19 protein-coding genes are annotated in these 17,832 nt (G+C 63.4%); 8 read left to right on the top strand and 11 right to left on the bottom strand.

The window, feature by feature from the left end:
- Positions 1-96 precede the first annotated feature (96 nt).
- Positions 97-1,710 (top strand): NAD(P)/FAD-dependent oxidoreductase, encoded by a 1,614-nt coding sequence (locus ACIOVF_RS11070; protein ID WP_045197811.1) that lies wholly within the window; start codon positions 97-99, stop codon positions 1,708-1,710.
- Between the two features lie 62 nt (positions 1,711-1,772).
- Here the strand turns inward: ACIOVF_RS11070 and ACIOVF_RS11065 are convergent, their stop codons facing one another.
- A complete protein-coding gene (locus ACIOVF_RS11065; protein WP_401289379.1) occupies positions 1,773-2,867 on the bottom strand; it encodes a PLP-dependent cysteine synthase family protein in 1,095 nt (364 codons plus the stop codon).
- Between the two features lie 223 nt (positions 2,868-3,090).
- Between ACIOVF_RS11065 and nhaA the strand changes: the two genes are divergently transcribed.
- Positions 3,091-4,272 carry a Na+/H+ antiporter NhaA gene (gene nhaA / locus ACIOVF_RS11060; RefSeq protein ID WP_093380192.1) on the top strand — a complete coding sequence of 394 codons (1,182 nt, stop codon included), beginning with the start codon at positions 3,091-3,093 and terminating at the stop codon, positions 4,270-4,272.
- A 67-nt stretch (positions 4,273-4,339) separates the two neighbouring features.
- On the opposite strand, the gene ACIOVF_RS11055 is transcribed toward nhaA, so the two are convergent.
- A complete protein-coding gene (locus ACIOVF_RS11055; protein WP_010221079.1) occupies positions 4,340-4,804 on the bottom strand; it encodes a glycine zipper 2TM domain-containing protein in 465 nt (154 codons plus the stop codon).
- A gap of 148 nt (positions 4,805-4,952) precedes the next feature.
- Between ACIOVF_RS11055 and ACIOVF_RS11050 the strand changes: the two genes are divergently transcribed.
- Positions 4,953-5,189 (top strand): hypothetical protein, encoded by a 237-nt coding sequence (locus ACIOVF_RS11050; protein ID WP_038999159.1) that lies wholly within the window; start codon positions 4,953-4,955, stop codon positions 5,187-5,189.
- Here the strand turns inward: ACIOVF_RS11050 and pdxH are convergent.
- The 5 genes from pdxH to dinG all read right to left on the bottom strand — a co-directional run bounded on the left by pdxH (position 5,186) and on the right by dinG (position 12,668).
- On the bottom strand, positions 5,186-5,833 hold the full coding sequence (gene pdxH, locus ACIOVF_RS11045) for a pyridoxamine 5'-phosphate oxidase (RefSeq protein ID WP_045197804.1): 648 nt from the start codon (positions 5,831-5,833) through the stop codon (positions 5,186-5,188). The two genes, ACIOVF_RS11050 and pdxH, sit on opposite strands and share 4 nt — an antisense overlap.
- A gap of 18 nt (positions 5,834-5,851) precedes the next feature.
- Positions 5,852-6,832, bottom strand: a complete 981-nt coding sequence (locus ACIOVF_RS11040; protein ID WP_045197802.1) for an OmpA family protein — start codon at positions 6,830-6,832, stop codon at positions 5,852-5,854.
- A 99-nt stretch (positions 6,833-6,931) separates the two neighbouring features.
- Positions 6,932-8,077, bottom strand: coding sequence for an EstA family serine hydrolase (locus tag ACIOVF_RS11035; protein ID WP_045197799.1), 1,146 nt, complete (start codon positions 8,075-8,077; stop codon positions 6,932-6,934).
- A 107-nt stretch (positions 8,078-8,184) separates the two neighbouring features.
- Positions 8,185-10,443, bottom strand: a complete 2,259-nt coding sequence (locus tag ACIOVF_RS11030; RefSeq protein WP_401289375.1) for a beta-agarase — start codon at positions 10,441-10,443, stop codon at positions 8,185-8,187.
- A gap of 80 nt (positions 10,444-10,523) precedes the next feature.
- A complete protein-coding gene (dinG, locus tag ACIOVF_RS11025) occupies positions 10,524-12,668 on the bottom strand; it encodes an ATP-dependent DNA helicase DinG (RefSeq protein WP_045197794.1) in 2,145 nt (714 codons plus the stop codon).
- A gap of 96 nt (positions 12,669-12,764) precedes the next feature.
- On the opposite strand from dinG, the gene ACIOVF_RS11020 reads away from it, so the two are divergent.
- Positions 12,765-13,223, top strand: a complete 459-nt coding sequence (locus tag ACIOVF_RS11020) for a CopD family protein (RefSeq protein WP_401289372.1) — start codon at positions 12,765-12,767, stop codon at positions 13,221-13,223.
- Between the two features lie 70 nt (positions 13,224-13,293).
- Here ACIOVF_RS11020 and ACIOVF_RS11015 read toward each other — a convergent pair whose 3' ends face one another.
- The 4 genes from ACIOVF_RS11015 to ACIOVF_RS11000 all read right to left on the bottom strand — a co-directional run bounded on the left by ACIOVF_RS11015 (position 13,294) and on the right by ACIOVF_RS11000 (position 15,932).
- Positions 13,294-14,052: a collagen-like protein gene (locus ACIOVF_RS11015; RefSeq protein WP_213603447.1), complete on the bottom strand. Its 759-nt coding sequence runs from the start codon at positions 14,050-14,052 to the stop codon at positions 13,294-13,296.
- Complete coding sequence (locus tag ACIOVF_RS11010) at positions 14,045-14,320, bottom strand: DUF1145 domain-containing protein (RefSeq protein ID WP_045197789.1); 276 nt, start codon at positions 14,318-14,320, stop codon at positions 14,045-14,047. Before ACIOVF_RS11010 ends, ACIOVF_RS11015 begins: the two co-directional genes overlap by 8 nt.
- A gap of 109 nt (positions 14,321-14,429) precedes the next feature.
- Positions 14,430-15,149: an OmpA family protein gene (locus tag ACIOVF_RS11005; protein ID WP_093380174.1), complete on the bottom strand. Its 720-nt coding sequence runs from the start codon at positions 15,147-15,149 to the stop codon at positions 14,430-14,432.
- Positions 15,150-15,239: 90 nt separating this feature from the next.
- Complete coding sequence (locus tag ACIOVF_RS11000) at positions 15,240-15,932, bottom strand: OmpA family protein (RefSeq protein ID WP_045197785.1); 693 nt, start codon at positions 15,930-15,932, stop codon at positions 15,240-15,242.
- A gap of 160 nt (positions 15,933-16,092) precedes the next feature.
- On the opposite strand from ACIOVF_RS11000, the gene ACIOVF_RS10995 reads away from it, so the two are divergent.
- From ACIOVF_RS10995 to ACIOVF_RS10980, 4 genes are read left to right on the top strand one after another with little or no spacing between them, the layout of a single operon-like run.
- Positions 16,093-16,587 (top strand): DUF6231 family protein, encoded by a 495-nt coding sequence (locus tag ACIOVF_RS10995; RefSeq protein ID WP_045197783.1) that lies wholly within the window; start codon positions 16,093-16,095, stop codon positions 16,585-16,587.
- Between the two features lie 4 nt (positions 16,588-16,591).
- Entirely contained in the window at positions 16,592-17,068 is a 477-nt protein-coding gene (locus tag ACIOVF_RS10990) for a YchJ family protein (RefSeq protein ID WP_045197781.1), read from the top strand.
- A gap of 4 nt (positions 17,069-17,072) precedes the next feature.
- Positions 17,073-17,543: an LEA type 2 family protein gene (locus ACIOVF_RS10985; RefSeq protein ID WP_045197779.1), complete on the top strand. Its 471-nt coding sequence runs from the start codon at positions 17,073-17,075 to the stop codon at positions 17,541-17,543.
- Positions 17,544-17,549: 6 nt separating this feature from the next.
- Entirely contained in the window at positions 17,550-17,750 is a 201-nt protein-coding gene (locus tag ACIOVF_RS10980; protein WP_010221064.1) for an SEC-C metal-binding domain-containing protein, read from the top strand.
- Positions 17,751-17,832 lie beyond the last annotated feature (82 nt).

The following is a 17,832-nucleotide window of genomic DNA, read 5'->3' as shown; positions in this document are numbered from 1 at the left end:
CTGCGTTTAACCTGCCTGCAAAGGCGGCGAACAGCTTATACTTGGCGGTTTGTGTAAAGCCGCCGGCCGTTCATGGCCGGGATACTGGACCCTGCCATGTTACGAATCACCGAACTGAAGCTGCCGCTGGATCATCCTGATGAAGCCCTGCGCGAGGCCATCGTGCAACGCCTTGGGATCAGCGACGAGCAACTGCTGGACTTCACCCTGTTCAAGCGCAGCTACGATGCGCGCAAGAAGAACAGCGAGCTGCTGTTCATCTACACCATCGACCTGCAGGCGAGCAACGAAGCCGAACTGCTGCAAAAGTTCGCCGACGATCACAACGTCAACGTCGCCCCCGATGTCAGTTACAAAGTGGTTGGCCAGGCACCTGCCGACCTGCAGGAGCGGCCCATTGTGGTTGGCTTCGGCCCCTGCGGGATTTTCGCCGGCCTGCTGCTGGCGCAGATGGGCTTCAAGCCGATCATCCTCGAGCGCGGCAAGGAAGTTCGCCAGCGCACCAAGGACACCTGGGGCCTGTGGCGCAAAAGCGTGCTCAATCCCGAGTCGAACGTGCAGTTCGGCGAAGGCGGCGCCGGGACCTTCTCCGACGGCAAGCTGTACAGCCAGATCAAGGACCCGCAGCACCACGGCCGCAAGGTATTGCACGAGTTCGTCAGAGCCGGTGCACCGGACGAGATCCTCTACGTCAGCAAGCCGCACATCGGTACCTTCCGCTTGACCGGCATGGTCGAAAACATGCGTCAGGAAATTCAGGCGCTGGGCGGCGAAGTACGCTTCGAACAGAAGGTCACCGACCTGTTGATGGACGACGGCCAGCTCAATGGCGTAGTCCTGGAAAGTGGCGAACAGCTGCACTCGCGCCACGTCGTCCTGGCCCTGGGCCACAGTGCCCGTGACACCTTCCGCATGCTGCACGCCCGTGGCGTGTTCATGGAAGCCAAGCCGTTCTCCATCGGTTTTCGGATCGAGCACCCGCAATCGCTGATCGACCAGGCGCGCCTGGGCAAGTATGCCGGCCACCCGAAACTCGGTGCAGCCGATTACAAGCTGGTGTACCACGCCAAGAACGGCCGTTCGGTCTACAGCTTCTGCATGTGCCCGGGCGGCACCGTGGTTGCCGCTACCAGCGAGCCGGGCCGGGTAGTCACCAACGGCATGAGCCAGTACTCGCGTAACGAGCGCAATGCCAACTCCGGTATTGTTGTCGGCATTACCCCCGAGCAGGACTACCCGGGTGGCCCGCTGGCCGGTATCGAGCTGCAGGAAAAACTCGAAGCCCACGCTTACGTGCTGGGCGGCAGCAACTACCAGGCACCTGCGCAACTGGTCGGTGACTTCGTTGCCGGGCGGCCGTCCACCGCCATCGGCAGTGTCGAGCCGTCCTACAAACCGGGGGTGAACCTCGGCGACCTGGCGCCAAGCCTGCCGGATTTTGCCATCGAAGCCATTCGCGAAGCATTGCCAGCCTTCGATCGGCAGATCAAGGGCTACAACCTGCCAGACGCGGTGTTGACCGGGATCGAAACCCGCACCTCATCGCCGCTGCGCATCACCCGTGATGCCAGCATGCAGAGCCTGAACCTCAAGGGCCTGTTCCCGGCGGGTGAAGGTGCTGGTTATGCCGGCGGCATCCTTTCGGCAGGTGTCGACGGGATTCGCATTGCTGAAGCGGTGGCGCGCAGCATGCTGGGCCTGCAGGCCTGATTCATATCGCAATAAAGCCATCGCCGGCGTTGCCGGCGATGGGCTGTAAATCAGCCCCGCCTTCAAACACCCTCGCGCAACACCGACGCCGGCAGCGCTTCACCGCGCTCGACACACGCCGTCACCGCCGCGATCATCCCCTCCAGCTGATACCCCTGCCCGCTCAACCAGTCCTGGTCATAGTAGGTAGTGGCGTAGCGATCGCCGCCGTCGCAGAGGATCGCCACGATCGAGCCGGCCTCCCCCGCCGCGCGCATGTGTTGCGCCGCCGCCAGGGCGCCGATCAGGTTGGTGCCGCTGGAGCCGCCGACCCGCCGCCCCAGGCGCTGGGCCAGGTAATGCATGGCCGCCAGTGACAGGGCGTCCGGCACCTTGACCATGGCGTCGATCACCTGCGCCAGGAACGACGCCTCGACCCGCGGTCGGCCGATGCCTTCGATGCGCGAACCACAGTCCAGGCGCAGCGAGCGGTCACCGGTCTTGTAGCAGTCGAAAAATACCGAGCGCTCGGCATCGGCGCACAACACCCGGGTGGCGTGCTGGCGATAACGCACGTAACGACCCAGGGTCGCGGTAGTGCCACCGGTACCGGGGCTGGAAATCAGCCAGCTCGGTTCGGGGAATTGCTCGAAGCGCATCTGGGCAAAGATCGACTCGGCGATGTTGTTGTTGGCCCGCCAGTCGGTAGCGCGCTCGGCATAGGTGAACTGGTCCATGAAGTGTCCGCCGCTTTCCCGGGCCAGACGCTCGGACTCGGCGTAGATCTGCGTCGGATCCTGCACCAGGTGGCTCTGGCCACCATAGAAGGCGATCTGGGCGATCTTTTCCTGCGAGGTACTGGCCGGTACCACGGCAATGAAGGGCAGCCCAAGCAAGCGCGCAAAGTAGGCTTCGGAAATCGCCGTCGAGCCGCTCGACGCCTCGATCACCGGCGCGCCCGGACGCAACCAGCCGTTACACAGGGCATAAAGAAACAACGAACGCGCGAGCCGGTGCTTGAGGCTGCCGGTGGGGTGGCTCGACTCATCCTTGAAATACAGCTCGACCTCAGGAAACCCAGGCAGCGGCAGCGGGATCAGGTGGGTATCGGCGCTGCGCTGGAAGTCCGCTTCGATGATGCGGATGGCTTCACGGGCCCACTGGCGGTGATCGGTCATGGTCGATTCTCGGGCAAAAAGTTCGAAGTTCAGCAGAACATGTTAGGAAAATTCTGATAATTGCTACAGATACAGCCACGGTGAATTATCGACTGCAACTGCTAGGCTGCATGGCGTGAGTTGGTTACAGCTTATAACAAAAAAGAATATAGTTTTTGTTTTAAAGAATATCACCACAGGGTAGGGTGTGCCCCTATCAGAACCTTCAGGATGGAGAGCGCCCTTGCCCCTGCGTAGCACTTTCACTCGTTTCTTTCAGTTGGAAGCTGCCAGCGGTCTATTACTGATTGCTGCAGCTGCCCTGGCCTTGATCATCAACAACTCGCCCTTGTCGTACCTGTACAACGGCTTGCTGGATGTTCCCGTAGTCGCCCAGATTGGCGCGCTGAAAATCGCCAAGCCCCTGTTGTTGTGGATCAACGACGGGCTGATGGCCCTGTTCTTTCTGCTGATTGGCCTGGAGGTCAAGCGCGAGGTGGTCGACGGGCATCTGTCCAAGCCTTCGCAGATCGTCTTGCCCGGCGCAGCCGCTATCGGCGGCATGGTGGTACCGGCGCTGATCTACTGGTTCCTCAACAAGGACAACCCGGCTGCCGTGGCTGGCTGGGCAATCCCCATGGCCACCGACATCGCCTTCGCTCTCGGCGTGCTGGCCTTGCTCGGCAAGCGCGTACCGGTTTCGCTCAAGCTGTTCCTGATGACCCTGGCGATCATCGACGACCTGGGGGCGATCATCGTCATCGCCCTGTTCTACTCGGGTACCCTGTCGAGCCTGTCGCTGGGCCTGGCGGCAGCTTGCCTGCTGGTACTGATCGCGATGAACCGCATGGGCGTGGTCAAGCTTGGCCCGTACATGGTGGTCGGCCTGATCCTCTGGGTCTGCGTGCTCAAGAGCGGTGTGCACGCCACCCTGGCCGGTGTCACCCTGGCGCTGTGCATTCCGCTGCGCACCAAGAACGCCGAGCCTTCGCCGCTGCTGAGCCTGGAGCATGCCCTGCACCCCTGGGTTGCCTATGGCATCCTGCCGCTGTTCGCCTTCGCCAACGCCGGTGTGTCACTGGCCGGGGTCAGCCTCGAAAGCTTCACCCATCACGTGCCGATGGGCATTGCCGTAGGTTTGCTGGTGGGCAAGACCCTCGGCGTGTTCGGCTTCGCCTGGGTGATGATCAAGGCAGGCATGGCCGCCTTGCCGGCGGGTGCCAACTGGGGCCAGGTGCTGGGGGTGGCGATTCTCTGCGGCATCGGCTTTACCATGAGCCTGTTTGTCGGCTCCCTGGCCTTCGTGCCGGGTAGCAGCGAATACGCCGGCATGGACCGCATGGGCATTCTCACCGGCTCCATTCTGGCCGCGCTGATCGGCTATGGCATCACCGCGCTGTCGAGTCGCAAGCCCGTCACGGCCTGAGTCTCAAGGCAATAAAAAACCCCGACCGGCTTTGCCGAGTCGGGGTTTTTAATGGGTGGTGCAAAACTCAGTGAGTGACGCGGCTGGTGCCGTCGACGGTCATGATCCGCACACGCTCGCCGACGCGGAAGATCTCGTTCTGCTGCACGGCCTGCACGTAGGCACGCATGCTGCCGTCATCTTCACGCACGGTGATTTCCACGCCCTGGGTGCGGGTCAGGCCTTCTTCGGCGGCGGAGCCTGCCAGGCCACCGGCCACGGCGCCGATCACGGCGGCAACGATACTGCCGCGGCCACCACCTACCGCACTGCCGGCGACGCCGCCGACGATGGCACCGGCGCCGCCGCCGATCGGGGTCTTGGTCCCTTCGATTTTTACCGGCCGCAGGGACTCGATGGTGCCCATGCGCACGGTCTGCACACGGCGCGCTTCATCACGGGAGTACGAATCGCCGGTCAGGCTCGAGGCACAACCACCAAGCAGCAGCGACATTGTGGTGAAGCTTGCCACCAGCAGAACAGATTTACGCATTGGATGATCTCCGTAAGACAGATGCTCATTAGACTCCGCGCATTGACGACTGTCACGACACATGCGGGGTAAAATTGCTTCCATTCAGCTTCCGTACAGCCTGTTGCTATCGGGGCAGCCTGTAGAAACTTCTAGCGCAAGGATAGACATGGATTACTTCATCGTCGTCATAACCACCGTGGCAGGCTTGTACTTCCACTGGTGGATCTACGTTCGCATCAAGCGCTGGATGGACCGTGACCTGGCCTTGTCGCTGGCAGGCCAGGACGAAGGCAAGAAAGCCTTCATGCTACAACGTCTGGACAGCGCCAAGGCGCAAAAGGTCAAACGCAGTGAACTGGCGGCCTGGCTGGAACGCGAGGCCGCCGGTTACCAGGCCGATTAAGGCGCGAGGCGCTCACGCAGCCAGTTACCTTGCTGCAAGCGATAGTTGAGGCGGTCGTGCAGGCGGCTGGCGCGGCCCTGCCAGAACTCGATGCGCTCGGGTAGCAGGCGGTAGCCACCCCAGTGCTCCGGGCAGTGTGGCTGGTTGTCGCTAAAGCGCTGTTCGGTGGCCTTGACCAGGCCCTCGAGCTCGGCGCGGTTAGCGATCACCCGGCTCTGCGGTGAGGCCCAGGCGCCCAGGCGGCTGCCCAGCGGGCGCACCTGGTAATACTCGTCCGATTCTTGCGGGCTGACCTTGACCACCCGGCCCTCAATACGCACCTGACGCTCCAGCGCCGGCCAGAAGAAGGTCATGGCCGCGAACGGGTTGGCCAGCAACTGCTGGCCCTTGGCGCTGTCGTAGTTGGTGAAGAAGGTAAAACCCTCCTCGTCCAGGCCCTTGAGCAGGACGATCCGGCAATGCGGGCGGCCTTCGCTATCCACCGTCGCCAGGGTCATGGCGTTGGCTTCAACCGGCGGCTGCTCGGTGTTCAGGGCATCATCGAACCATTGACGAAACAACGCGAACGGCTGCGCCGGAGCCTGGGCTTCGGTCAGGCCATCGCGGGTGTAATCGCGGCGCATATCGGCCAGGGACTGGGTCATTACTGCGTTCCTTGACGATCAGTTAGTCTTCGCAGGGCTGGTGTTGGCGGCGACTTTTTTCGCCGCCGGTGCCGCCGCCTTCTTCGCCGCAGGCTTGGCGGCAGGCTTCTTGGCAGCGGCCTTGGCCGGCGCGGCTTTCTTGGCCACAGTGGCCTTTTTCGCTGGGGCCTTGGCTGCAGGCTTGGCAGCCGGTTTCGCAGCAGCCTTGGCCGGAGCCTTGGCATCCTGTACGGCAACCAGTTCGGCCGGGCTCGGGGTTGGCTGCTTGTACTTGGCCAGCAGGGCAACCATGGTGTTCTGCGGGGTCAGTACCAGTTCAACGCGACGGTTCAAGGCGCGGCCTTCAACGCTGTCGTTGGCGGCACGCGGCATTTGCGAGCCCATGCCGCGCAGCATCAGGCGATCACGCTCCAGGCCGCTGAGGCGGAAGATCGCCGCCACGGAACCGGCGCGCTCCTGGCTGAGTTTGGTGTTGGCGGCGGCAACACCGCTGGTGTCGGCATGCCCCAGGACCAGCACGGCAGTCTGCTTGTCGGCCTCGACGGCTTTGGCTACGCGAGTGATCGGGCCGAGGGTGACCGGCAGCAGCATCGCTGGGCGATCCGGGTTGTAGGAGCTGTCGACCGGCACGGTCACGACCAATACGTCTTCACGGCGCTCGACTTCGAACTTGCTGTCCTTGATCGCTTCGCGCAGCTTTGGCTCGTAGCTGTCCAGCCAGGCCTGGGTGGCCTTGTGGTCGATTTTCGGTACGGCAGCGGTCTTGCCCTTGGCGTCGTCACCAAACGGCCACCACCAGCGGCTGGCGCTTTCCGACTTGGCGTCGGCCTTGGCGACTTTTTCGGTGACCACTTCCTTAACTTCCTTGTCGACGACCTGGTCCGAGCCAAACGGCCACCAGTTGAAGCCGGCATCTGCGGCGCCATCTTTCTGAGGATGCTGCGCGCAGCCGGTCACGGCCAGGCACAGGGCGAGAGCTAAGGATTTATGCGAAGACATCAGCGATACACCATGAAAATGAAAGAAATTTGGCCCAGCAATGCAGGGCTTTGGAATTCAGAATAGCCAAAGGGTTCAGGCCCCATGGGGGTTAACCGATCAAAGGCAGCTGGCCAATACCCGCACCAGCTTCTGCGCCCGAGGGTCCATGAGCACGTAAGGGCCCAGGGTATTGGTAACAAAACCAAAGGAAACATCGTGTTCCGGATCGGCAAAGCCCACCGAACCGCCCGCCCCCGGGTGACCGAAGGCGCGCGCGCCCAGACCAAAGGTCGCGTTGGCGACGCTCGGCTGGTCAAGCATGCAGCCAAGACCGAAACGGGTCGAGGTCAGCAAAGTCCGATCCTGGCCAAGGCTGTGCTCGCGGGTCAGCTCATCGAGCAGCTGCGACTCCAACAAACTGCCATCGAGCAGGCCTGCGTAGAAACCGGCGAGGCTGCGGGCGTTGCCGTGGCCGTTGGCCGCCGGTTGCTGCATGCGCCGCCACTCGGGTTTGTTGACGCTGGTAAGCATCCCCGGCGGATTGGTAAAGGCCCGGGTCGACAGGGCTTGCGGCTCGCGCAGGGTGACCTGGAGCAGGCGCTGGGCCGCCTCGTCGCCCATGTTGCCTTTGCTGCGGGCGATATGTGCAACGCGGGGGAAGTCTTCTTCGCCAAGGCCGATATGAAAGTCCAGGCCCAGCGGCCTGGCCGTGCGGGCAACGATCGATTCGCCTGGCTCGCGGCCATCGGCACGGCGAATCAGTTCGCCGATCAACCAGCCAAAGGTAATGGCCGCATAGCCGTGGGCCGTACCCGGGGTCCACCACGGTGATTCGCCAGCCAGTGCCTGGACCATGGCGTGCCAGTCGTAGAGGGCTTCGGCCGGCATCAGCTCACGCAGGGCCGGCACACCGGCGCGATGGCTGAGCAGTTGCCGCAAGGTGATCGATTGCTTGTCGGCCTGGGCGAACTCCGGCCAGTACCGCGCCACCGGCGCATCCAGGGCCAGCTTGCCTTCGCCGACCAGCTGCAGGGCGGTCACGGCGGTGAACATCTTGGTGCAGGAGAACAGGTTGGCAATGGTATCGCTGTGCCAGGCCTCGGCGCCGTCTTTATCGGCGCTGCCGGCCCAGAGGTCGATGACGGTTTCGCCGCCAACCTGGATGCACAGCGCCGCGCCACGCTCCTGAGGATCGTCGAACAGCGCCGCAAAGGCTTCACGTACCGCTTCAAACTTAAGCTCGTAATGACCCTGAATCTGCACCCAGCAACTCCCGCGAAACCGGCTTATCAAATGGCTGTGCATTGTTTCAGCCTGCGCACGATTTGGGAACAGACAGAAGCCGGGCGGTGCATGCCCGGCAGCAGGTGTCAGGGAGTCTTCGGCGCTTTTTCCGGGGTCACCAGGGTTCTACCGAACTGTTCCTGGGTTTGCAGATTGCTCCTGCGCACGCCGTCGACAAAGCCCTGGAACGGTACATCGGTAATGCCGACCAGGCCGAAATGGCCGTTCTCGCCATCGAGCAGGCGCCCGCTGGCAGGTTGGTCGAGGTACTGGAACCAGTGCACACCGACGATTGACGGTTCATCCAGCGCGGCCTTGATGAAGCTGGCATAGGCCGGCGCCCTGCCCTCTTCCTTGGCCACCTCCATCGGCCCCGGCCAGAACGGGCCACGGTCGCGGGAACCGAACTGGAACTCGGAGACCAGCACCGGCTTGTCCAGCGCCTTGAGCTGGTTGAAGTCGTAGCCGTCCTGCGGTTTGGGCGTGTAGAAATTGAAGCTGATGACGTCGCAGTACTCGGCACAGGCGCCGACTGCTTCCGGGGTGCTCACGGCATAACGGCCGCCAAGCAACAGATGATTGGGCGCATGCCACTTCAGCGAGTCGGAAATGGTCTTGAAATAGGTTTCGGCGAAGACCTTCTGGAAGTATTTGAAGTCGGCCTCGATTTCCGGGTGCTCAGGGCTTGGCAGCGGCGGTTCGAACCCTGGGTCTTCCATCAGCTCCCAAGCGGGCAGATCGATGCCCCAGGCCTTGGACAGGCCGGCCTGGTTGCGGTACTTGTCGCGCAACTGCTTGAGGAAGGCACGCTTGGCCGGTACATCGGTGGTCAGGCGCAAGGTGCCGTAGGCCAGGGCGTAGCGGGCCTTGGGATCGTCACCGGGGGCGGCCCAGGCCAGCTCGTTGTCGGCAAAGTAGCCGATCAGCCAGGGGTCGTCGCGGTGATCGCGGGCGGCAATCGCCACCGCACGCTCGGTGGCCATGGCAAAGCGCGGGTCGAACGGGTCAGGCATGCCGCCCCACCAGTCCATGCCGGTGCTGATGCTGGTGTAGTCACCAACGATCGACAGCGGCAAGGTGTACGGCATGCGATTGGCCTGGCCAAGCGTCGGCTCGCTCCAGTTGCCCAGGGTATTGAAGCCCCAGGCTTGCAGGCGGTCGAGGGTGTGGCCCTGCCAGCGCTGCTTGTCGAAGCTGGCGGGTGGACAGTCCACCGCCGCGCCTTTGTCACTGGCCGCCACCGGCGTGCATGGGGTGGAGTGGCTGCGCTCGATGTTGGCGGCATAGAAGTCGAACCAGCGCCCCTGGTTGAAGTTGCGACCACGGGCCGAGCCATTGCCGTCGTTGTTGTTGCCTTCACCGTAGAACTGCGCCAGCGCCTCACCTGCTTGCGGCAGTGCGCTGAACATGCTCTCGCGCCCTGCCACATAGGTGCGGCCACCGTCGGCTGCCACGGTGTTGACGCCCAGGGAATAGAACGGATGGCCTTCGGGGGTCACCAGGTACCAGCGACCTTCGCGTTTCTCGGTGCGAAAGAAGCCCTTGGCCTCGAACGCCGGGCCTTCGCTGATGCCACCGAACTTGTCGAGCTTGAGCTTGCTGCGTTCGCCCAGCCAGCCTTTGAGCTGCAGCTGTTCGCGGCCGGCGGCGGCCTTGAGCTGGTCATCGCTGACGATCTTTTCCGGCCAGCGACCGCGGGTCGACTGGCCATAGCCGTCGATCAGGCCGGTGTACACGGCCTTTTGCAGTTGCTCGTCATCCTGGGTGCCGACGCGCTCGATGAGGATGCTCTGGGCGACGTTGGGCTTGTTCATCGACAAGGTCACCGACACCACCTGCTTGAGATCGACCTCGCCAGCGCTGCTGGTCAGCAGTACCCGCTGGCCCTCGTGCACCCAAGGCATCGGCGGCCCGGCGCGCATGCCCTGGCTCAGCGGCGAACTGGCCTTGAGCGGTACATAGACGGTTTGCGCCGGGCCCGCCGGCAGGTCGATGCGGCTGGTGAGGGTCTTGCCGTCGCTGCTTAGCACCGTGACATCGACGGTCAGCGCCCAGTCCATGGCGCTTTGCAGACGCAAGGTCAGGGCCGTGGCGCTGGACCAGTCCCAGGCCCCGGCCTGCGGAGTCAGGCGCAGCTTGGGCTGCGCCACCGGGTTGAACACCACGCGGCGCAGCACCTCGCCCTCGGCCGTCTGCTCTGCATTGTACTGCGGCAGGCTGGCATCTTCGGTCAGCACATTGACCACGGCGGCCGGGCGAACGAAGCTGAACAGCGTCTGTTGCCCAGCCAGCAACGGCGTGCTGAACAACAGTGCGAATACGGCAGGCAAGGTACGGCGAATCATAGGGCTGGAGCTCTCCTTGAGGGCCCATGGGGCCTTGAACTGAGTGATAGACAACGCCCGGAGCATTGCGCTCCGGGTTTTCAGGAAATTTCCCGGCGAAACGGTGGCAACGCATTGAGAATAGCCTTGCCGTAGCGCTGGGTGACCACCCGCCGGTCAAGCAGGGTGATGGTGCCGCGGTCCTCTTCGGTGCGCAGAAGCCGCCCGCAGGCCTGGATCAGCCGCAACGAGGCGTCCGGCACGGCAATTTCCATGAACGGGTTGCCACCACGGGCCTCGATCCATTCGGCCAGGGCGGCTTCGACCGGGTCATCCGGCACGGCGAAAGGAATCTTGGCGATCACCACGTGCTCGCAATATGCGCCCGGCAGGTCGACGCCTTCGGCGAAGCTGGCGAGGCCGAACAGCACGCTGGAATCACCGCCATCGACCCGCGCCTTGTGCTTGTTGAGGGTTTCCTGCTTGGACAGGTTGCCCTGGATGAACACCTGCTTGCGCCAGTCGCGGTCCAGGCCATCGAACACGTCCTGCATCTGCTTGCGCGAGGAAAACAGCACCAGCGAACCGCGCGAGCCTTCCACCAGCTCCGGCAGGTCGCGGATGATCGCCGCGGTGTGGGCGGCGGCATCGCGCGGGTCGGCACGCAGGTCTGGCACCCGCAGCACGCCGGCGTCAACGTGGTGGAAGGGGCTCGGCACAACACTGGTAACGGCGGTCTTGGGCAGCCCGGCACGCATGCGAAAACGATCGAACTTGCCCAGTGCCGTCAGAGTCGCCGAGGTCACCAGGGCGCCGTGGGCGACGTTCCACAGGTTGCGCCGAAGCATTTCGGCGGCAAGGATCGGGCTGGCATTGACCTCGATATCGAACAACGCGCCGCTTTCGGCCAGGGTCAGCCAGCGGGCCATGGGCGGGCTGTCTTCCGGGTCTTCGGCGGTGAAGGCGGTCCACAACTCCCAGTTGCCCTGGGCGCGCATCAGCAGGCTGCCGAACAGCGGGTACCACTCCTCGGCCTGATGGCTGGCGATGCCGATATTGACCTCGCCATCCATGCCTTCCTTGAGCAGCTCGGTCAGGCGGGTGAACAGGTCGCTGAGGCGCGAAAAGCCCTTTTTCAGCTCGATGCCCATCTCGCGCATGTGCTCAGGCACCACGCCGCCTTCGAAACGATGACGAGGCCGCTCACGGCCTTCCATGTCTTCGCCCGGGCGGAAATCGGCAACCTGCTCGCAGGCGCTGAACATGAACTGCTGCTGGGCCTTGATCTCACGGGCCAGCTCCGGCACCTGCTCGATAAATTTGCCCAGGTCGCCCGGCAGCGGATGCTGGGCCAGCAGCTTGGTCAGGTTCTTGGCGGTTTGCTCGAGCCAGTCGGCAGTCGAGCGCAAACGGGTGTAATGGGCGAAATGGCCGATGGCCTTGTCGGGCAGGTGGTGGCCTTCGTCGAATACATAAATGGTGTCGCGCGGGTCCGGCAGCACGGCGCCGCCGCCCAGGGCCAGGTCGGCGAGAACCATGTCGTGGTTGGTGACGATTACATCGACCTTGCCCATGCCTTCGCGGGCCTTGTAGAAGGTGCACTGGCCGAAGTTCGGGCAATGGCGCCCGGTGCACTGGCTGTGGTCGGTGGTCAGGCGCGCCCAGTCCTGGTCTTCCAGAGCCTGGGGCCAGCTGTCACGATCGCCATCCCAGCGGTTGCCGGCGAGCTTTTCGATCATGCTGGTAAAGAGCTTCTGGCTGGCCTCGTCGACCTCGATCCGGAAGCCTTCTTCCTCGAACAGCTGGGCAGTGGCCGATTGCGCCTGGCCTTCCTGCAGCAGCACGTCGAGTTTCGACAGGCACAAGTAGCGGCCACGGCCCTTGGCCAGGGCGAAGCTGAAATTGAGGCCGCTGTTGCGCATCAGGTCGGGCAGGTCCTTGAAGACGATCTGCTCCTGCAGGGCAACCGTGGCGGTGGCGATCACCAGGCGCTTGCCGGCCGCCTTGGCCGCCGGAATCGAGGCCAGGCTGTAGGCCACTGTCTTGCCAGTACCGGTGCCGGCCTCGACCGCGACCACCGCTGGTTCACCGACGCGCCGGCCTTCGTCGTCACAGTCGATATCGCCGAGCACCTTGGCCACTTCGGCAATCATCAGACGCTGGCCGTAGCGCGGCTTGAGGCTCTTGGCTTCGAGAAAACGCGAATAGGCGCCCTGAATCGTGGTTTTGAGTTCGTTGCTGATCATGGTGTCGGGCGCCCGAAGGGCTGGATAAATTTTCAGTGTTTCGATTGGGTCGCTATCATACCCCGCTATTGCCCTTTGCGCCGAATGGAGATCCCCATGCCCGTCTTTGCCCTGTCTTACAGCCTGCATGTTCTGGCCGCCCTGGTGTGGGTCGGGGGGATGTTCTTTGCCTGGCTGATCCTGCGCCCGGCGGCGGTTGCAGCCCTGGAAGGCCCCGCTCGCCTACGCCTGTGGGTAGAAGTGTTTCAGCGTTTTTTTGGCTGGGTATGGATCGCAATCGCGGTGCTGGCGATCAGCGGCATGTTCATGGTCAACACCCGTTTTGCCAGCTTCGAGACCACGCCACGGCATGTCCAGGTGATGATCGGCGGTGCGATTGCGATGTTTGCCGTGTTCTTTCGTGTCCAGTCGTTGCTGTTCCCGGAACTGCGCCAGGCGGTGCAGGCTGAGGACTGGCCGGCGGGTGCGGCGGTGATGGCGAGGATTCGGCGGATGGTCGGGCTCAACCTGGTGCTGGGGATTGCGGTGGTGCTGTCGGGTGGGGTGCTGTGGTGAACCAGGTCAAGGGGCTGCTTTGCAGCCCGTCGCCGGCAAAGCCGGCTCCAACAGGGGCCGGCGCGTGCTTTTACAGGCGCTGCAAGATCAACTCTCCAACTGCACCCGCCGCTCCCGGCTGACCCGCAGCCCCAGGTTTGCCTGCCGCACCACCCGCAGTGCTGTACACCAGGCAGCCCTTGCTTGCGCCACCGGCCCCCGGCTTGCCGGCTGCACCCGCCACGCCTGGCGCACCGCCATCAAGCTGGACCACGATGCGCTCAGCAGGAAAACCTGCCGGCAACGCCAGCCGCACCCGGCCACCCGGCGCGCCGTCATGGCCATTGCCACCGTTGTCGCCATTGGCGCCGCGGCTGGCCTGGCCCCAGGTGCAGCCCCCCGGCTTGCCATTGGCGCCATCAAGGCCGACATAACCCGGCGCACCGGCGCCGCCACGGGCATCAATGGCCAGGGTCGAGGCTTTGAGCTCATGCAGTTGCAATTCCAGGTTGCGCCCGGCCTTTGCCGCTTTTTCGTAAGTGCCCGGGGCACCATGGGCAACGATCTGGCTGCCCTCGCCGAAGCTGGCCCGTTGCACTTCAAGCTGCAGGGTGGTTTCGGCCGGCACGATGGCAATTCGCGCCTCCTGGCCCAGGTGCAACTCATCGATCCTGAGATCGACCAGGCTGGCGGGCAGCACCAGGGTGGCGGAATCAGCAACCTCCAGGCGCTGCAAATGCACGACGCTGGCCTTGTTTGGCAGGCGCAGCACCGAATGGGCCGCCACGCTGATGGCGTCGGCCAGGGCCAGGGGGCTGAACAACGCAGCCAGAATGATCAATTTACGCATTAGCAGCTTCCTTGCGGGGTGCCGGAATTGAAAGAACATGAAAAATACCGACCAGCAGGATCTGCAAGCGATCGAACCAACGATGGCTGCGCTCACGCAGGCAACCATTGAACATCAATACTTCCAGCAAGTGCAGGCCAAGCAGGGCGGCACCGGCGGCATTGATCAGCAGGTGGAAGGGGTGCTCCAGCGGTATCAGCAAATTGACCAGTACCACCCACCAGAACACCACGGTCAGGGCCTTGGCCAGCCCCAGTAACCCTTGCATAGGCGCCCCCCGTTGTTATTTTTCGGTGGCGATGCCAGGGGTGCTGGCATCGCCTGCAACAGTAACGGCTGACACGCTCCTTGTGCCAGTCCTTGTGTCAGTGGCCCGATCAATTAAGGTGCAGTTCCACCCTGCGGTTCTGCGCCCGCCCGGCATCAGTGTCGTTATCGGCAACCGGCTGGCTTTCACCCTGGCCCTGGCTGGTGACCTTGGCGGGCGACAGGCCCTGGCTGATCAGGTACTCGGCAACACTGCTGGCTCGCCGTTCGGACAGCGCCTGGTTGTAGGCGTCCGAGCCCTGGCTGTCGGTATGGCCGACGACTTTGACGCTGGTTACATTGGCGCCATTGAGCTTGCTGGTCAGCGCCTGCAACTGCTGTTGGGCCGCGCTGGTCAACTGCGCCGAGTCAAAGGCGAACATCACCGCGCCCTGGTCGCTGAGGGTAATCACTTCCGAGGTCGGTGCAGGCTCCGGCGCTTTCTGGCTCGCTGGGTATTGCGGCAGCGGGCAACCGGTATGGCTGACCGGGGTGTTGGCCGGCGTGTCGGGGCAGAGGTCGCGACGGTCGAACACGCCGTCTTCATCCTCGTCACCGTCCTGGGCATAACAGATCAGGCCGCCGGCAATCGCGCCGGCAGCACCGGCACCGGCTGCCCAGGCGGAACTTTCGATGGCACCCAGACCGCCACCGACCAGACCGCCAAGCAAGCTGCAGATAGGCCAGGTCCTTTGATTGAGTGGGGCGCTGCCATCGCTGTGGGTCGCACAACCGGAGAGCAGGCTTGCGGCCAGAAGGACCGGCAGTGTGGCCTTGAAGAGAACACTCATGAGAATTGCTCCTGTGTCACCGGCCTCTACCGGTCACACAGGAGTAAAGACCGGCCTGCGGTACTTCTCAAGCCGCAGGCCGCTGGCGCTTCAGCGCTCGATGCGAATTTCCGTACGACGGTTCTGCGCCCGGCCATCGGCAGTGGCGTTGTCGGCAACCGGCTGGGTCTCACCGGCACCGCGCACCGAGACGAAGCTGGCACGTGGCACGCCGCTCTCGATCAGGTATTCGGTGACCGAATGCGCGCGGCGCTCCGAGAGTTTCTGGTTGTAGGCATCGGAGCCTTTGCTGTCGGTGTGGCCAGTGACACTCAAGCGCGCGCTCGCCGCTTCGTTTTTCAGGCGCGTGGCAATGGTATTGAGGCGCTCCTTGTCGGTTGCGGTCAGCTTGGCCGAATCGAACTCGAAGTGAACATCGCGAATGACAATGACCTCTTCCTTGACCACGGCGACTTCTTCGACCACGGCGACAGGCTCCGGCGGGCATCCATTGGCATCGACCTGCACGCCACGTGGCGTGCCCGGGCACTTGTCGCGGCTGTCCGGCACGCCATCGCCGTCTTCATCGCCATCGCCATGGGCCCAGCAATAACCGGCGGCCATGCCCGCGCCGAGCAGCGCGCCCCAGCCTGCCCAGCTGGAGCTCTCGATAGCGCCCAAGGCTGCGCCGCCTACGCCCCCGACGGCAGCACACTTCGGCCAGTCGGTTTTTTGCAAACCTGCACAACCAGTCAACACGCTGGTTAGCAGAACCAGAGGTAATGCTGTGCGTACTATGCTCATTTTGTTGCATCTCCTAGGGGGAATCGGTGCAAAACCGATGCTCTGGGAGTAAAGACCGCCTCATTGATATCCGCCAGCAATAGGCCATGATGCGGCGCCGCGGCACTATGCCAAGTGGCGCCAGACCGTTAGTCTTGCCCCATCTGACCGAGGATTCCCGATGATGGACGGTTTTTCCCAGCGCACCCCGCAACAGGCCCTGGCCGCCCTGCTTGATCGCTATGCGCCGCAGCGCCTGCTATTGATAGGCGAGCGCTTTCCGGCCCTGGAGGCTTTCGCCCAGGCGCACCCGCAGGCGCAAATCGCCGTGGCCAACCCCGGCGCTCTGCCGGCCGAGCTTGCGGCGCAACGCTTCGACCTGGCGCTGCTGGTCGATTGCCTCGAGCACCTGAGCAAACGCGATGGCCTGCAATTGCTCGGCGGCATCCGCAACCTCAATGCCAGCCGCGTGGCGGTGCTGGCCGACTTGAGCGCCTGCGGCTGGCAAGAAACCGACTTCTTCGCCCTGGCCCTGCAAGCCAGTGAAAAATTCCAGCGCGATGCGCAGGTTTTGAACCTGTTCACCTATGATCTACGTGAATACAAGCAGGTCCCGGACTGGCTCAACGCCAAGTTCTGGGCCAACCCGGAAAATTTTGGCAAGTACTGGTGGTGAAGCAATGAGTGTCTCGGTTTGTCCTTGCGGTAGCGGCGATCTGCTCGATACCTGCTGCGGGCATTATCACGCTGGGCTCCCCGCCCCCGACGCGCAGACCCTGATGCGTTCGCGCTACAGCGCCTACGTGCTGGGGCTGGTCGACTATCTGGTGACCACCACCCTGCCAGCGCAGCAAGCCGGGCTCGACCGCGAGGCGATCCGCAACTGGAGCCAGCAGAGCACCTGGCTGGGCCTTGAAGTCGAAGGCGCCGAGGTGTTCGGCGGCAAGCCCGAACATGCCTTTGTCACCTTTACCGCTCGCTGGCACGACAGCGATGGCGAGCATTGCCATCGCGAACGCTCGGCCTTCGTGCAGAACCACGGCCGCTGGTACTTCATTGACCCGACCGTCGGCCTCAAGGCCACGCGCAACGATCCCTGCCCATGCGAAAGCGGGCAGAAGTTCAAGAAGTGCTGCTCCAGTTACCTGGGTAGCTGAGCTGATGGCCCGCCTGCTGCTGATCAGCGTTCTGCTCCTGCAACTGGCGGGCTGCGCCAGCTGGCTGGACAGCGACTACCAGGACCCACAGGTGCATCTGCTCAAGGTTGAACCGCTGAAGATGCGCCTGCTGCAGCAGGAATTCGTACTGCATGTCCAGGTCGACAACCCCAACGACAGCCGTCTGTTCATCCGTTACCTGGGCTACAAGGTGCTGATCAACGACCTGCCGTTGACCGAAGGCGAGGCCAGCCTGTGGCGCAGTGTCGGCCCGCACGCGCGGCGCACCTTCAAGATCCCGGTGCGCACCAACCTCTGGCAGCAGGTCAAACCCCTGGCCAAACTGCTCAAAGGCAGCGAAGGCCCACTGCGCTATCGCCTGGAAGGTGAGATGAGCAGCGGATTATTCTTCGCCCGCGACCTGCACTTGTCGCGCAGTGGTGAGATAATTCCCGGCGATCTTATTCCGGAGTAACCCAAGATGACCCAGCAACCCCATGTCCATGGCCCTGACTGCAACCACGATCATGATCATCACGACCATGACCATGGCCATGTACACGGCCCGCACTGCAACCACGGCCACCAGGAGCCGGTGCGCAACGCCCTGAAGGACGTCGGCCGCAACGATCCGTGCCCATGCGGCAGCAGCAAGAAGTTCAAGAAGTGCCACGGCGCCTGATCGCGGCCTTTTGCTAGTGGTCGGCGCTTGCGCAGTACGCCGGCGCGACCGCTAGCTCCCCTGCCGGCCCGACGCCTCGTCA

The organism is Pseudomonas sp. NPDC087612, from assembly GCF_044743505.1.
Taxonomy (GTDB): Bacteria; Pseudomonadota; Gammaproteobacteria; order Pseudomonadales; family Pseudomonadaceae; genus Aquipseudomonas.
The sequence above is the reverse complement of the archived record's forward strand: the minus strand, read 5'-3'. Positions and strand labels throughout refer to the sequence as shown.